This window comes from Streptomyces antarcticus (assembly GCF_026627255.1).
Classification (GTDB): Bacteria; Actinomycetota; Actinomycetes; order Streptomycetales; family Streptomycetaceae; genus Streptomyces; species Streptomyces antarcticus.
This window is the reverse complement of the sequence record NZ_JAPNLM010000003.1, coordinates 173377-189126: the sequence shown is the minus strand read 5'-3', so window position 1 is coordinate 189126 and position 15750 is coordinate 173377. Positions and strand designations below refer to the sequence as shown.

Here is a 15750-nt window from a genome sequence, read left to right as displayed (position 1 = left end):
GCGAGTCCGGCGACACCCCTAGTCGTCCTTTTCGCCGCCGCCGAGGGATTCGTCGACGTCGGAGAAGATGTCGAGGAACTTGTCCCCTTCGATCTTGGCCAGGTTGTCGCCCTGCGCCTTGAAGAGGGTCTCGATGCTGGTGCGCAGGTTGTCGTCGATGTCGTCGAAGAGGAGCTTCTGGTTGTCGAGGATGGTGGTCACGGCACCGATGAGCTCGACCACCGCCTCGTTGATGTGCTGGCCGTTGGTGGCGCTGTCCTTGGACATCCCGCCGATGGTGAGGGGCAGTTGGGCGCCGGGCAGGGCCCAGTCGCCGTGGGCGCCCGCGGGCAGCAGGGCCTCGAGGGCCGGTATGACCGTGTTGTCGGACCCCGTTCCGTCGCCCATGATCTTCTTGATCTCGGCGATGAACTCCGCGATGTCGTGGTTGAGGAAGTTCTCCAGCCAGGCCTTGTCGAGGTTGACCGGGGGTTTCTGCGCCATGTCCCGCTCCTGATCCTGAACCTGCTCTTGTTCCCGCCCGCGCTCCGGCGGCCGCCGCTGCCCGTCCGACGCGCCGCGGGGCCGCGGGGCGCACGCGGGGCGCGCCCCGCGGGGTCCGGGGCCGGGCCCTGCCCGTCGTCGCGGTTCCCGCGGCCGGGTCAGCGGCCGATGCGTACGTCTCCCCACATCTGGGTGAGGGACTTCTCGCTGTACTGGTAATTGTCGGAGACGTCGGTCAGCAGGCGGGAGTGGTTCGCCAGCAGGTTCTTCATCTCTTCGACGGCGTGGTCCCACGCCTGCTGCTTGGTGTTGTAGACCTGGCGGTCCTCACCCTCCCAGGTCTGCTTGAGCTCCTGGAGCTCGGCTTCCAGGTTGGCCAGGACGCCGGCGATCGCCTTTGTCTGGGCGACCATGTCGTCCGCCGCGTTCGACATGTGCCGGTAGTCGACGTAGATGTGACCGTCGGTGAAGTCGCTCATGGTGGGGCCTCGTCTCACAACTGGATGGGGAGGGGACGGGAGTCGCGGGTCCGGGAAGGGACGGATCAGCCGCTGAGCGTGTCGAAGACCGACTGCGACTGGCTGTAGGCCGTCGTGATGCTCTCGTTGTTGGATCCCTGGGTGAGGCCCTGCGTGCGCAGCGTCTCGTTGAGGGTGTCGACCATGTCCCGGACGTTGCGCGAGATGACCTCCGCCTGGTCGTCCCAGAGCTTGAGCAGGTCCTGGAACGCCTTGCCGTCGGAGCCCTTGAGTCCGGAGGACAGGTTGAACTTCATGTTCTCCACGTCCTGCCGGCAGTTCTGCACGCCGGTGAACGCCTGCTCCAGTGCCATGATGCCGTTCCGGGTGGCCTGTTCCTGTGACTGCTGGAAGCCTGCCATGTGCCGCACCTCCTGGTGGTTGTCACCGCCGAGTCCGCCCGCACGCCGAGGGCGCCGGCGGATGTCCGTCGTTCAGCCGACCCTACTCAACCGGACAGTCGGACAACCGAGTTGTGGTCATCCGTAACGTGTCCGTCAGCTGCATTCTCAGTGATCACATGTCGAGAATCCAGCGTCCCAAGCCCCGGGGCCGGTTTTTTGTGTCGCCTACACGGGATACACGCACGTTCCTCCGGTTCGGTTCGCCGGTGTTCCCGTCACGGCCCCGCCGGGCAGGCCGCGGCGGTGGTGTTTCCGCGACCCGCAGCGGCGGCCTGCGGGCTGAGGTCCGGTCCGGCCGGGAGCATCGCCAGCAGCGGTGAGGGAAGTCCCCGCGCCTGGCCCGGGGAGTAGCCGAGGGCGGTGAGCGCGTCCCCGCCGGCGACCCGGTACTTCATCCCGCTGTCGGTCACCAGGTAGAGCGTGGAGCCTAGTTCGCCGCCCCCGGCGCCCAGGGCGCGCACCAGGGCCCCGCCGCCCGGCCGGACCGTGATCCGCTCGACGGCCGTACAGGCCGGGGTCAGGCCCTCGGGGGCGGGCTGCGCGGCGGGGCCGAGGCCGTCCACCGCGGCGAGCGCGACGCTGACCCGGCTGCCCGCGCTCGCCGATTCGATACGGGCGCACGCCGTCGAGCCGGCCGCCGGCGCCACCGCCCGGGGCGGCGCCTCGGGGAGATCGGCGGCCGGCCCCGTGGCCGGCAGCGGGGCGCTGCGGCCGTCGAGGGCTTCGGCGCCCAGGTCGGCGGCGGCCGGGGCGGCGCCCCCGTACGCCGTGACACGGGTCTGCGGATCGCCCAGTACCAGGGCGGCGCCGGTGGCGGTGAGCGGGGCGAGGCCGTCCTGGCGCAGCAGGTAGTACCGCGCGGCCGCGCCGGGCACGGTGATCCGGAAGACCTGGCCGACGCGGGACTCGCGTCCGCCGAGCTGCGGGCCCGGCGCACCGCGGCCGGGGACGGCGGGCGGGGTGAGGTCGGGGCCCTCGGGCAGGGCGTTGAGGAAGGCCGCGGAGACCCGGGTGCGGGGCTGGGCGTCGTAGCCCAGTGCCTGCGCGGCCCGGGTCCCGGCGTCCAGGCGCAGCCTGCTGCCGCGCCACACCACGTACTCGGCCTGGTCCGGCCCGGTCACCAAAAGGGCCTCGTCGGTGCCCAGTCCGCGGCCCGCTGCGGGTGCGCCGACCGCCAGGACGGTGGTCGCGGGCCCGCCGGGGGTTCCCGAGCAGACCTGCCAGGGGCCGGTGTCCAGGCGGTTGGCGGCGGGCAGTGCCTCCGGTGCGCCGGCGATGCCGACGGGTGCGCCGCGGGGTGTGTCGGCGAGCGAGCGGCTTCCGACGGAGGAGACCTTGAGGTCGGCGCCGACGAGCAGCCGCGCGGAGGCGTAGTTGCGCACGGGCCGCAGCCTGCCCTCCAGGAAGAGGTAGCGCGTGCCGGTCTCCTTGGCGACCACGAGGGTGCCGGGCTGCCGCCAGGAGTCCTTGGTGCCGGGCTTGAACAGGCCGAGGACGAACGCGCCGGCCGACAGCAGGACGGCGATCACCACGCCGATGGCGATGCCGCGGTTGGTGCGGCCCTGCGGGCTCTCCGGGGCGTCCGGATCGCCGCGGAGCATGGCGGAGGTGAGCCGGCCCATGACGAACATGTGGGCCTGGACCTGGTCGCGTTTCGACTGCACTGTGGCGCTCCCCCGGATCAGCCGTTGAGGGACCGCAGGGCCCCGTACACGCCGAGCACCCACAGCACCAGCGGCAGCAGGGCGATGGCCGCCGCCGAGTGGAACAGCTCCGCCGCACGGCCCCAGTAGGGCACGAGCCGCCGGCCGGGCACGGTCCACGAGGCGATGGCGGTCGCGGTGGCGACGGCGAGCAGCCCCACCACGAGCAGCAGCCTGCCGGACGGCGCGTAGGACCCGGCGGCGGCCCACACCAGCAGGACGGGCCCCCAGACGCCCGGTACCACCAGCGACAGCCGCTGCCACACGTTGCCGAGTCCGGCCGAGTGGAGCAGGAGCAGCAGGGCGAGGACCGCGGAGGTGATGGTCTGCGCGAGTCCGGGTTCGTGGGCGAGCACGGTGAGGCAGCCGGTGCAGACCAGTCCGACCGCCCCGTACAGCGAGCTCATCCAGCCGTCGGCGAGCAGCGAGCGGGCGGTGACCGCGGCCGTCGGATGGGGTTCGATGCCTTCCTGGAGCTGCTGGGCGTTGGTCGGCAGCGGCGGCATCCGCAGGCCCGACATGCGGAAGGAGAGGGAGGGCACGAACGCGCCGAGGAGGACAGCGAGGAGGGCCGTCACGGCGACCGCCTCCCCGATCGGCAGCCCGGCGACGAGCATCACGGCGCCGGTCAGCGCGCCGAACGCCGCGAGGACGGCGGGGGCCAGGAACAGCGCGGCGTACGCGGCGACCGCGGCCAGCGCCAGGACCGTGCCGCCGGCTCCGGCGGCGGAGGCGGCCAGCAGCCGGGCTCCCAGCGCCTCCTGGCCGTGCGGGCCGGTCAGGGCCCCGCCGGGCAGGAGCCATCCGGCCAGGGCCAGGTAGGGGCCGGCCATGAGGCCCAGGGCGGCGCCCGCGCCCCCGTCGCCGACGGCGCGGGCGGCCGCCGCGGCCCCGGCGAGGAGCAGCACCGCCGCCGCGGCGGCGCAGACCGCCCGGGTGGCGCCCGAGCCGCCCGGCAGGGCGAGGACCACCAGCCCGGCGAGGAGCGCGGTGACGGCCAGCGCGCGCAGCAGCGCGCGGGCGGCGGCGGGGGTCCAGCCGTACGGCTGGCGCTGGAGCGCCGTGGCGATGCCGTCCACCAGGTCGTCGAGGTGCACCTCGGGCAGGGCCTCGGTGCGCGGGCGCAGGTAGAGGGTCTCGCCGTCGCGCAGGTCGAGGGACTCGAGGGTGCGCTCCTCGTCCAGCGGTTCGCCGCCCAGGCGCTGGAGCACCCAGCCGCCGTGGTCGATGCCGGCCTCCTCCAGGTCGTCCCCGGCGTAGCCGAGGACGGCGGGCAGCAGGTCGGCCACCGGTACGTCGGCGGGGACGGCGAGGTCGACGGTGCGGGCGGGGGCACGTACCGTCAGGCGGCACAGCCCGGCCACCTGGTTGTCACTCATCGGTCTGGCTCACGCCTCTCCGGGGTGCGAACGACAGGCCAACAGGGCGCGGTCGCACCCCGTTTGACCTTGGGCGGTCAGCACGAACGATCGTAGTATCACTCACCTGTCCGAGGTATTCGCGGTCTGTGAGGGCGGTGGTGCCCACGGCCCCCCGGCGCAAGGAGTCCGTTCGGTGAGTGTGGTGCTGTTCCGAAGGCCGGCCCGCAGGCGGGGCCCGGAGATGCCCGACGGGGAACTGACCCTGCAGGAGCCGCCGGTGCTTCCGGAGGTGGTCCCGGACTCGTCGGCGGTGTGGACGTACCTGCCGATGGCGCTGATGTCGGTGTCGATGATGCTGATGTTCATCCGGCCCGGGGCGGCCGGCGGGAGCGGCTTCATCTACCTGGCGCTGGGGATGATGGTGATCGCCTCGGCGGCCATGATGCTGGGGCAGGTCATGCGCCGCAACAGCGAGCGCAAGCAGCGGCTGAAGGGCGAGCGCCGCGACTACCTGCGCTATCTCGGGCAGACGCGGCGCAAGGTGCGGGCCGCCGTGATCGACCAACAGCGGGCGCTGGCCTGGCGGCATCCGGATCCCGCCGCGCTGTGGTCCGTGGTCGGCACCACGCGCCTGTGGGAACGGCGGCCGCAGGACACGGACTTCGGCGAGGTGCGGGTGGCGGTCGGCGACCAGAAGCTGGGGCTGCGGCTGAACCCGATGGCGACCAGTCCGGTCGAGGACCTGGAACCGCTCGCCGCCCACGCGCTGCGCAGTTTCATCCGGGCGTACGCCACCGTGCCCGACCAGCCGATCGCGATCTACCTGCGGGCCTGGGCGCGGGTGCTGTTCCGCGGCGACGAGGAGCAGATACGCGCCCTGGCCCGGGCGCTCGTCGCGCAGCTGGCCGCCTTCCACTCCCCGGACGACCTGTGGATCGCGCTGTGCGTGTCCGACGAGCGGCGGGCGGAGTGGGAGTGGGGCAAGTGGCTGCCGCACCACCTGCATCCGCAGGAGACCGACGGGGCGGGACCGGCCCGGATGACCGGCTCCACGCTCGGCGAGCTGGAGGACCTGCTGGGCGCGGAGTTCCTGGAACGCCCGCCGTTCGACCCGGATGCGCTGCCCGGCCGGGAGGAGCCGTTCACGGTGATCGTGGTGGACGGCGGCACGGTCCCCGGCGGCCACCGGCTGGACGGTCCGGGGCTGCGCAACACCGTGGTGCTGGACCTGTCCGGGGCGCTGAGCTGGCGTCCGGGGCGGGTGACGCTGCGCTTCGAGGTGGAGGAGGGCGACTTCCGGCTGGTGCGCACCGACCGGGACCGCAAGGAACAGGTCGCGCCGCTGGGCCGCCCCGACGCCTTCGGTACGCGCGGCGCCACGGCGCTGGCCAAGCGGCTGGCCCCGTACCGGATGGGCATCGGGACGGACAGCTCCGAACCGCTGTCCACCGACGTCGAGCTGACGACCCTGCTGGGCATCAATGACCTGTACGGGCACGAACCCGCCGCGCTGTGGCGGCGCGGCACCGGGCCGAGCCGGCTGCGGGTCCCCATCGGGGTGGGTGCGGACGGCGTGCCGGTGGAACTGGACATCAAGGAGTCCGCGCAGGGCGGCACGGGCCCGCACGGCATGCTGATCGGCGCCACCGGCTCCGGCAAGAGCGAGCTGCTGCGCACCCTGGTGCTGGCGCTGGCGCTGACCAACTCCTCCGAGACGCTGAACTTCGTCCTGGTGGACTTCAAGGGCGGTGCCACCTTCCTGGGCCTGGACGAGCTGCCGCACACCTCGGCGGTGATCACCAACCTCGCCGACGAGGCGGCCCTGGTCTCCCGCATGCAGGACGCCCTGCACGGGGAGCTGATCCGCCGCCAGGAGCTTTTGCGGGCGGCCGGGAACTACACCTCGGCGCTGGAGTACGAGAAGGCCCGCGCCTCCGGGACGCCGCTGGCGCCGCTGCCGAGCCTGTTCGTCATCGTGGACGAGTTCAGCGAACTCCTCGCGGCGCACCGTGAGTTCATGGAGCTGTTCGTGATGATCGGCCGGCTGGGGCGTAGCCTGGGCGTGCACCTGCTGCTGGCCTCGCAGCGTCTGGACGAGGGCCGGATGCACCAGCTGGAGAGCCACCTGTCGTACCGGATCGGGCTGCGCACGTTCTCGGCGATGGAGAGCCGCGGGGTGCTGGGCGTGCCGGACGCCTACGAGCTGCCGTCCGCGCCCGGCGGTGGTTTCCTCAAGTCCGGGGTGGACGCGCTGACCCGGTTCCGGGCGGCGTACGTCTCCGGGCCCTACCGGCACCGGCGGGGTGGGGCCAGTCAGGCCCGGGCCGTCGGCCACACGGTGCCGTGGAGCACCGGGTGGGTGGTGCCGCGGGCGGTTCCCGACCTGCCGGCCCCCGAGCCGGAGGCGGAGGAGAGCGGCGACTCGCTGCTGTCGGTGGCGGTGGAGCGGCTGCTCGCGGCGGGACCGCCGGCGCACGAGGTGTGGCTGCCGCCGCTGGACCTGCCGGCGACGCTCGACCAGATCCTGCCTCCGCTGACGCCGGACCCGGAGCGGGGGCTGACCACGGACGCGCCGGACCGGGGGCGGCTGAAGGTGCCCATCGGCATCGTGGACCGGCCCTTCGACCAGCTGCGCGACCTGCTGACCGTCGACCTGTCCGGGGTCGGCGGGCACATCGCCGTCGCCGGCGGCCCGCAGAGCGGCAAGAGCACCATGGTGCGGACCATCCTGGCCTCCCTCGCCCTCACCCACACGCCGCGCGAAGTGCAGTTCTACTGCCTCGACTTCGGCGGCGGCACCCTGTCCGGGCTGGCCGGGCTGCCGCACATGAGCGGTGTCGCGGCGCGGATGGACGGCGAGCGGGTGGGCCGGACCATCGCCGAGGTGACCGCGCTGCTCGCGGCCCGGGAGAAGTTCTTCCTGGAGCACGGCATCGACTCCATGGCCACCTACCGGCGCCGCCGGGCGGCCGGCGAGTTCCCGGCCGAGGAGCACGGCGACGTGTTCCTCGTCATCGACGGCTGGTCCACGGTGCGGCAGGACTACGACCGCCACATCGCGACCTTCAGCGCCATCGCCTCGCGGGGCCTGGGCTACGGCGTCCACCTCATCGTGACCACGGCGCGCTGGGTGGAGCTGCCGTCGGCGGTGCGGGACCAGGCGGGTACCCATCTGGAGCTGCGGATGGGCGACTCGATGGACTCCGAGATCGACATCCGGCGGGCCGCGACCGTGCCCCGGGTGCCCGGCCGGGGCCTGACGCGTGAGGGCAAGCTGCACTATCTGACGGCCCTGCCCCGCATCGACGGCGGGGAGCGGACCGACGACCTGGCGGAGGGCGTGGCCGGGCTGGTCGCGGCGGTGCGGGAGAGCTGGAACGGGCCGCCGGCCCCGCAGGTGCGGATGCTGCCGACCGAGCTGGCCGTGGCCGGACTTCCCGCCCCGGAGGGTGATTTCCGTATACCACTCGGGCTGGAGGAGGACGAACTGGCCACCGTGTGGCACGACTTCAGCGAGAGCCCGCACATGATCGCGGTCGGGGACACCGAGAGCGGCAAGACCAACCTGCTGCGGCTCGCCGCACGGGCGATCATGGAGCGGTACACCCCGGCCGAGGCACGGATCATGGTGGTGGACTACCGGCGCGAGCTGGTCGAGGCGATCCCGGACGCCTACCGGCTCGGGCACGCGGTCTCCATCGACGCGCTGAAGGACCTGGTGGACGGCGCGGCCCGCGCGGTCCGGACCCGGGTGCCGGGGCCCGACATCGCCCCGGCGCGGATGCGGCTCGCCGACTGGTGGTCGGGGCCGCGGCTGTTCATCCTCGTGGACGACTACGACATGGTCGGCTCCAACCCCGCGCACCCGCCGTTCGAACCGCTGCTGGCCCATCTGGCACTGGGCTGGGAAGTCGGCCTGCACCTGATCGTCGCCCGTTCCGCCAGCGGCGCCGGGCGCGGCATGAGCGACGCGCTGATGCGGCGCCTCCAGGAGGTCAACACCCCGTCCCTGCTGTTCTCCTGCCCGCCGTCCGAGGGCTACGTCCTCGGCAACACGAAGGGCCGGCTCCTACCGCCGGGACGCGCCACCCGCATCGCCCGGCGCCGCACGGTGCAGGTCCAGACCGCGTTCGTGGGGGACCCGGAGTCCTGAGAGCGGTCCGCCGCCCGTCCGCCGCCCGTCCGCCGTCAGTGCGCGGCCGGGCCGGGCGCGCCCCCGGGGTCCCGGGACGGGGGCCGCCACCGGCGGGCCCGGCCCCGGGGGACGACCACCGCGGCGGCGGCCACCAGCAGGACCAGTCCGCCTCCGGCCGCGGCGATGACCAGGGCCCGTTCCCGCGGGGCGGCGGGAGCCGGGTCCGGCACCCGGGCGGGCTCCGGGCGCGGGACCGGTCCGGCGGGGCCGGTCAGTACGGCCGTCAGGGCGGCGTACGGGTCCAGCCGCGGCGGTGTCTCCGGGTAGCCGGACGCGATCAGCCGGTCGTGCACCTCGGCCGCCGTCAGCTCCGGGTGGCGCGAGCGGACCAGGGCCGCGGCCCCGGCCACGTGGGCGGCGGCCAGCGAGGAACCCGAGCCCAGGTAGTGGCCCGCGCCCTGCGGGCCTGGGCCGACCACCGAGTCCCCGGGGGCGGCCAGGTCGGCGCCGACGGCGGTCGGCGCGCGGTCCGGGCGGCCGCCGCCGGGGCCGTAGTCCATGACGGACAGCACGGCCGGGGCGGCCGCCGGCCAGTACCAGGGCTGCACGGGCGCCGGGGCCGCGCCGCCCGGGTCGGTGAGCGCGTCGGGCGCGAAGGGGGCGACGACCAGGGCGTCCCGCCCGGCGGCGTACGCGACCGCCTCGGTGAGCACCGTGTCGCCGGCCGGCAGCGCCGAGGCGACGTACACCACCCCGGCGCCCTCGTCGGCGGCGGCGCGGATCGCCGCGGCCAGCGACTCCGGGGTGGCGGCGCCCCGCTCGTCGGTGCCCCGTACCGCCAGGAGGCTCGCCGCGGGCGCCACGCCCACCGCGCCCACCCCGGGGAGCGGCGCCCCGGCGATCAGTCCGGCGGCGAAGCTGCCGTGGCCCACGCAGTCCGCCCCCGCCGGACCGATGTGGCGGACCCGGCCGGCCAGCGCCGGAACCCCGGCTCCCACGCCGGTGCCGACCACCGCGACGGTCACCCCCGCGCCCTCGGAGACCCGCCGGGCGCGGGCCAGCCCGAGCGCCCGTACCGGCCAGGGCTCCACCTCGGCGACCTGACCCGAAGCCGCCGCGCAGGGTTCGCCCGGTTCCAGCACGGTGCGGACCACGGGCAGCGCGACCGGATCGGAGTCCGCCAGCGCGGGCACCGGCCAGGCGGCGGAGAGCAGCAGCGCGGCCAGTGCGGCCGCCGACGCCGGTCCACGGAAGGGCGCGTGTCTCATGACGCGCATCCTAGGCCGTGCGTACCGGGTGGCAACGTGGCGTCCAGCGGGAGACATTCGGACCGCATCGCCATGACGCGGCGTGAACTGCCCTGCTCCACCTGGTAGATCACGCTCTCCCTCACGTAGCCTGCAAGCGGTGCGATACGACGCCCCCGTGGGGGGCGGAGACGGCGCCGGAGCGAGGAGGACCAGCGTGTCACGGCAGTTGCTCACCGTCAGCCCGGAGGAGCCGCAGGGGTTCCGGACCATCGGTGAGGCCTTGGCACAGGCCCGCACCGGAGCGGTGATCCGGGTACGCCCGGGCCGCTACCCGGAGAACCTGACGGTCCGCAACCGGGTCACCATCGTCGCCGACGGCGAGCGCGGCAGCGTCGAGATCTGCCCCCGCCGCGGCAGTGCCCTCTCCCTGGTCGCCGACGCCGTGATGCTGAGCGACCTCACGCTGCGCGGCGGCTCGGAGGACGTACCGGTGGTGGACGCCGTGCGCGGCCAGGTCGCCTTGGAAGGCTGCACGGTCGTCGGCTCCGGCTGGACGGCCCTGCTGGCCCGCGAGTCCGGGTCGCTCGCCATGCGGGACTGCCGGGTCAGCAACCCGGTCGGGGCGGGCGTGGTGGACACCGCGCCGACCGGGACGGTGGTGTCCGGGTGCGTCATCGAGAACCTCGGCACCTCCGGCGTCGTCATCGGCGAGCAGGCCCGCACCACCGTGCGCGACTGCCGCATACGCGACGCCCGGGGCAACGGGGTGCTCGCCAACGGCGAGGCGCAGGGGCTGGTGGAGGACTGCGAGATCACCGGTACCGAGAAGCCCGCCCTGGCCCTCGAGGGCAGCAGCGCCACCCGCGTGCTGCGCACCCGGATCCACGGCGCGGCCGTGGGCGTGTACGTGACCAGCGACTCCCGCCCGGTGCTGGAGGAGGTCACGGTCAGCGACACCGCCGGCCCGGGCATCGTGGTGGCCTCCGGCGCCGCCCCGGAACTGGTGCGCTGCCGCACCTCGCGGACCAAGGGGAACGGCCTCGCCGTCACCGAGCGGTCCCGCGGCGTGTACCGGGAGTGCGAGTTCGACACGGCCGGCGGTCCGGCGATCCGGGTCATCGGCTCCAGCGCGCCCTCGCTGACCGACACCACCGTGCGCGACTGCGCCGACCCGCAGGGCGCCGTGGTGCTGGACGACAATTCGGTGGCCGAGTTCGACCGCCTGCACGTCGTGGACGCGGCCGGTACCGGGATCCTGATACGCGGGGGCGGCAACCCCCTGCTGCGGCACGTCCGCGTCACCTCGGCCCGCGGCCACGGCGTGGAGGTCGTGGACGACGGCCGCGGACGGCTGGAGCACTGCGAGATCGACGGCGCCGGGGCGTGCGGGGTGCGGATCGCCGCGGGCGGCAACCCGCACCTGCGGGACAGCGCCGTCCGCGCCGCGGCGGACGCGGGCATCCGGGTCGGCGCGGACGGGCTGGGCACCGTACGGGACTGCCGGGTGCACGCCTCCGGCGCTTCCGGCATCGGGGTGGACAAGGGCGGCGAACTGGCGGTCCTGCGTACGGAGATCACCGACTCGGGCGCGCACGGCGTGATGGCCTCCGACGGCGCCCGGCTCGCGCTGGACGCCTGTCTGGCCGTCGGCAGCCTCGGCGACGGCATCCGGGTGGACAGCGCCGAGCCGGTCACCGCGACCGGCTGCTCGGTGCGCGACAACCGGGGCGCGGGCCTGAAGCAGACCCGCGCCGGTGACCGGCTCACCGTCGAGAACCTCACCAGCGCGGGCAACGGCGCGCCCGACGCGTGGGGCGCCGACGCAGGCGGCCCCGGGGACACGCGCGGACCGGCCCGCGCCGCTCCGCGGGGTCCGCTGGAGGAGCTGGAGTCGCTGATCGGCCTGGGCGACGTGAAGCACCAGGTAAGGACCCTGGTCAACCTCAACCAGCTCGCGCAGCGCCGGGCCCGGCTGGGCATGCCGATGCCGCCGATGAGCCGCCACCTGGTGTTCTCCGGGCCGCCCGGCACCGGCAAGACCACCGTGGCCCGACTGTACGGCGGCATCCTCACCGAGCTGGGAGTGCTGCGATCCGGCCATCTGGTGGAGGTCTCACGGGCCGATCTGGTCGCGCAGGTCATCGGCGGTACGGCGATCAAGACCACCGAGGCCTTCAAGGAGGCCCTCGGCGGGGTGCTGTTCCTGGACGAGGCGTACACCCTGCTGTCCGACGGCAAGGGCGGCGGCGCCGACTTCGGCCGGGAGGCCATCGACACGCTGCTCAAGCTCATGGAGGACCACCGCGACGAGGTGGTGGTCATCGCGGCCGGATACACCGACGAGATGGCGGCCTTCCTGGACTCCAACCCCGGGCTGGCGTCCCGGTTCACCCGCACCATCGACTTCGCGAACTACTCGGTGGAGGAGCTGGTCACCATCACCGAGCGGATGTGCGAGGGCCACCACTACACGCTGGACCCGAGCACCCTGGACGCCCTGGCCGGCCACTACGGCCGGATGGAGCGGGGCGCCGCATTCGGCAACGGCCGTGCGGCGCGCCGGGTGTTCGAGGAGATGGTGGACCGGCAGGCCTTCCGGCTGGGCTCGATGCGGGACCCGGCCGAGAGCGATCTGTCTCTGCTGCTGCCCGAGGACGTGGCCGTCGACCAGGGCGACGCCGAGCGCGGGGCCGGCAGCTCCGAGGAACTGCTCGGCCGGCTGGAGGGGATGATCGGTCTCTCCGCGGTGAAGCGGGCGGTGACCGACCAGGTGCACCTGCTCGCCACCGCCCGGCAGCGGCGGGCCGCCGGACTGCCCGCCCCGAGGATCAGCCAGCACCTGGTGTTCTCCGGCCCTCCCGGTACCGGCAAGACCACCGTCGCCCGGCTGTACGCGGACATCCTGCACTCCCTCGGTGTGCTCCCGAAGGGCCAGTTGGTGGAGGTGGCCCGCGCCGACCTCGTGGGCCGGTACGTCGGCCACACCGCGCAGCTCACCAAGGAGGTCTTCGAACGCGCCCTGGGCGGTGTGCTGTTCATCGACGAGGCGTACACGCTGACCCCGGAGGGATCACCGTCGGACTTCGGCCGGGAGGCGGTGGAGACACTGCTCAAGCTGATGGAGGACCACCGCGACGAGATCGTGGTCATCGCCGCCGGGTACACCGCCGAGATGCGCCGCTTCCTGGACTCCAACCCCGGGCTGACCTCGCGCTTCACCCGCACGGTCGAGTTCGAGGACTACACCGCCGAGGAGCTGGTGGGGATCATCACCGGGCAGGCGTCCGACTCGGGGTACGACTGCCCGCCGCCCACCGTGGAGGCACTGCACGCATACGTGGCGGCGCTGCCGCGCGACCGTACGTTCGGCAACGCGCGGACGGGCCGCCGCCTGGTGGAGGAGATGATGACGCAACAGGCCCGCCGCCTGGGGTCGTTGGCGGCCCCCGGCCTGGAGGACCTGCGGCTGCTGCTGCCGGAGGACCTGCCGGGCTCCCGGCCGACCCGGGTCTGACCGCGCCACCCGCGGCCCGTGGCCCGTGGCCGCGCCACCCGCGGGCCGCGCCGCCCGCACCCGAGCCCCGGAGCCGTCCGGGGGTGCGGGTTCCGGGACGGACGGCCGCGGTGGCGCCGCTACTGCCAGTCGTCCCAGGGCGCCATCTCGTCCAGGTCGTACGGCGGCTCGTCCTCGTCCGGCGCCCCGGACTCCGCCAGGGGCCCGGCCGCCGCGGCGGTCGCGGGCCCGGCCGGGACCGGCCGGGCGGACCCGGCGGCAGGGGCAGCGGTGGCGGTGGCCGCCGGCAGGGCGGCGGGCTCAGCGGTGGTCTCGGCCGCGGGCTCGGGGGTGTCGCACTGCGCCAGGGTGTCCAGGACACCCTGGGCGTACTTGGTGAGCTTGGCCTCGCCGACCCCGCCGATGGTCCCCAGTTCCTCCACCGTGGCGGGCAGCCGCGTCGCGATCTCCCGCAGCGTCGCGTCGTGGAAGACGACGTACGCCGGTACGCCCTGCTCGCGCGCCGTCGCGGCCCGCCAGGAGCGGAGGGCCAGGAAGACCGGCTCGGCCGCGGCGGGCAAGTCGACCGGCACACGGGCGGCCTTCCCGGAGCGCGATCCGGACTCCTTCCGGGACGGCGCGGCGGGCGCCTTCTCCTTGCGCATCTGGACACTGCGGCGGCCTCCCAGCACCTCTGCGCTGTCCTCCGTCAGCACGAGCGTCCCGTAGTCGCCCTCCACCGCCAGCAGCCGCTGCGCCAGGAGCTGGCGCACGACCCCGCGCCACTCCGCGGTGCTCAGGTCCGCCCCGATGCCGAACACGGAGAGCCCGTCGTGGTCGAACTGGATGACCTTGGCCGTCTTCTTGCCCTGGAGGATGTCGACGATCTGGCCGGCGCCGAACTTCTGGCGCCGTTCGTTCGCGAGCCTCCACACCGTGGACAGCAGTTTCTGCGCCGCGACCGTCCCGTCCCAGGACTCGGCCGGCGCCAGACACGTGTCGCAGTTGCCGCACGGCTCGCCCGACTGCCCGAAGTAGGCGAGCAGGCGCGTCCGGCGGCAGTCGACCGTCTCGCACAGGGCGAGCATGGCGTCCAGGTGCATGCCGAGCGAACGGCGGCGGGCGTCGTCGCCCTCGGAGCCCTCGATGAGCTTGCGCTGCTGGACCACGTCCTGCAGCCCGTAGGCCAGCCACGCCGTGGCCGGCTCGCCGTCGCGGCCGGCGCGGCCGGTCTCCTGGTAGTAGCCCTCGACCGACTTCGGCAGGTCGAGGTGTGCAACGAAGCGCACGTCCGGCTTGTCGATGCCCATGCCGAAGGCGATCGTGGCGACCACCACGACCCCGTCCTCCCGCAGGAAGCGCGCCTGGTTCGCCGCTCGCGCGCGGGAGTCCATCCCGGCGTGGTAGGCGACGGCGTCGATGCCCTGCTCCACCAGGAAGGCCGCGGTCTTCTCCACCGAGGCCCTGGAGAGGCAGTAGACGACTCCGGCGTCCCCGTCGTGCTCGGTGCGGATCAGCTCCAGCAGCTGCTTCAGCGGGTTGTTCTTCGGGGCGATGCGGTACTGGATGTTCGGACGGTCGAAGCTGGCGACGAAGTGCCGGGCGTCCTCCAGGCCGAGCCGCGTCACGATCTCCGCGTGGGTGGCCTCGGTGGCCGTCGCGGTGAGCGCGATCCTCGGCACCTTCGGCCAGCGCTCGTGCAGCATGGACAGGGCGAGGTAGTCGGGCCGGAAGTCGTGGCCCCACTGGGCGACGCAGTGCGCCTCGTCGATCGCGAAGAGCGACACCTTGCCCCGGTCGAGCAGCCGCTGCGCGCTCTCGGTGCGCAGCCGCTCGGGAGCCAGGTAGAGCAGGTCCAGCTCGTCGGCGAGGAAGGCCTGCTCCACGGCCTGCCGCTCGTACGGGTCCTGCGTCGAGTTGAGGAAGCCGGCCCGCACCCCGAGGGCGGTGAGCGCGTTCACCTGGTCCTGCATCAGCGCGATGAGCGGTGAGATCACGATGCCCGTGCCGTCCCTGACGAGCGCCGGGATCTGGTAGCAGAGCGACTTCCCGCCGCCGGTCGGCATGAGCACGAGGGCGTCGCCGCCGCCGACGACCTGCTCGATGATCTCCTGCTGCTCACCGCGGAAAGAGCTGTATCCGAAGACGCGGTGCAGCACCTGCAGAGCATCGGAGGTATCGGGGGAAGCGTCCGGAAGGGCCATCCTCGAAGCCTAACGGCACCCGCCGACACCCCGGCGCCGTCCGCCGGAACCTGTGGACGGCGGATCCTCCCCGCGGCCTCCCGCGACCGGCCCGGCCGGCCCGGCCGGCCGCGGAGCGGCGGGACCCCGCCGTCGCGACCCCACCGTCGCGACCTCATCGGCCGATCTCACGGTTTCACGCCAACTCTCGTTCACTTAG

9 protein-coding genes are annotated in these 15750 nt (G+C 74.0%); 2 read left to right on the top strand and 7 right to left on the bottom strand.

The features are described 5' to 3' along the window. Positions 1 to 18 precede the first annotated feature (18 nt). The 5 genes from OTB16_RS06845 to eccD form a co-directional block, all read right to left on the bottom strand. The gene (locus tag OTB16_RS06845) at positions 19 to 483 is read right to left on the bottom strand and encodes a type VII secretion system-associated protein (protein WP_267719003.1); all 465 of its coding nucleotides are present in this window, start codon (positions 481 to 483) and stop codon (positions 19 to 21) included. A 158-nt stretch (positions 484 to 641) separates the two neighbouring features. Further along, positions 642 to 962: a WXG100 family type VII secretion target gene (locus tag OTB16_RS06840; RefSeq protein WP_267719002.1), complete on the bottom strand. Its 321-nt coding sequence runs from the start codon at positions 960 to 962 to the stop codon at positions 642 to 644. A 65-nt stretch (positions 963 to 1027) separates the two neighbouring features. Beyond that, positions 1028 to 1363 carry a hypothetical protein gene (locus OTB16_RS06835; RefSeq protein WP_267719001.1) on the bottom strand — a complete coding sequence of 112 codons (336 nt, stop codon included), beginning with the start codon at positions 1361 to 1363 and terminating at the stop codon, positions 1028 to 1030. Positions 1364 to 1620: 257 nt separating this feature from the next. Then, the gene (gene eccB, locus OTB16_RS06830) at positions 1621 to 3069 is read right to left on the bottom strand and encodes a type VII secretion protein EccB (RefSeq protein ID WP_267719000.1); all 1449 of its coding nucleotides are present in this window, start codon (positions 3067 to 3069) and stop codon (positions 1621 to 1623) included. Between the two features lie 17 nt (positions 3070 to 3086). Continuing rightward, on the bottom strand, positions 3087 to 4487 hold the full coding sequence (gene eccD, locus OTB16_RS06825) for a type VII secretion integral membrane protein EccD (protein WP_267718999.1): 1401 nt from the start codon (positions 4485 to 4487) through the stop codon (positions 3087 to 3089). A 181-nt stretch (positions 4488 to 4668) separates the two neighbouring features. On the opposite strand from eccD, the gene eccCa reads away from it, so the two are divergent. Then, on the top strand, positions 4669 to 8622 hold the full coding sequence (eccCa, locus tag OTB16_RS06820) for a type VII secretion protein EccCa (protein ID WP_267719234.1): 3954 nt from the start codon (positions 4669 to 4671) through the stop codon (positions 8620 to 8622). Positions 8623 to 8657: 35 nt separating this feature from the next. On the opposite strand, the gene OTB16_RS06815 is transcribed toward eccCa, so the two are convergent. Next, a complete protein-coding gene (locus OTB16_RS06815) occupies positions 8658 to 9872 on the bottom strand; it encodes a S8 family serine peptidase (protein ID WP_267718997.1) in 1215 nt (404 codons plus the stop codon). 196 nt (positions 9873 to 10068) lie between these two features. Between OTB16_RS06815 and OTB16_RS06810 the strand changes: the two genes are divergently transcribed. Then, positions 10069 to 13368 (top strand): right-handed parallel beta-helix repeat-containing protein, encoded by a 3300-nt coding sequence (locus OTB16_RS06810; RefSeq protein WP_267718996.1) that lies wholly within the window; start codon positions 10069 to 10071, stop codon positions 13366 to 13368. 119 nt (positions 13369 to 13487) lie between these two features. Here OTB16_RS06810 and recQ read toward each other — a convergent pair whose 3' ends face one another. Continuing rightward, complete coding sequence (gene recQ, locus OTB16_RS06805) at positions 13488 to 15551, bottom strand: DNA helicase RecQ (protein ID WP_267718995.1); 2064 nt, start codon at positions 15549 to 15551, stop codon at positions 13488 to 13490. Positions 15552 to 15750: the final 199 nt, after the last annotated feature.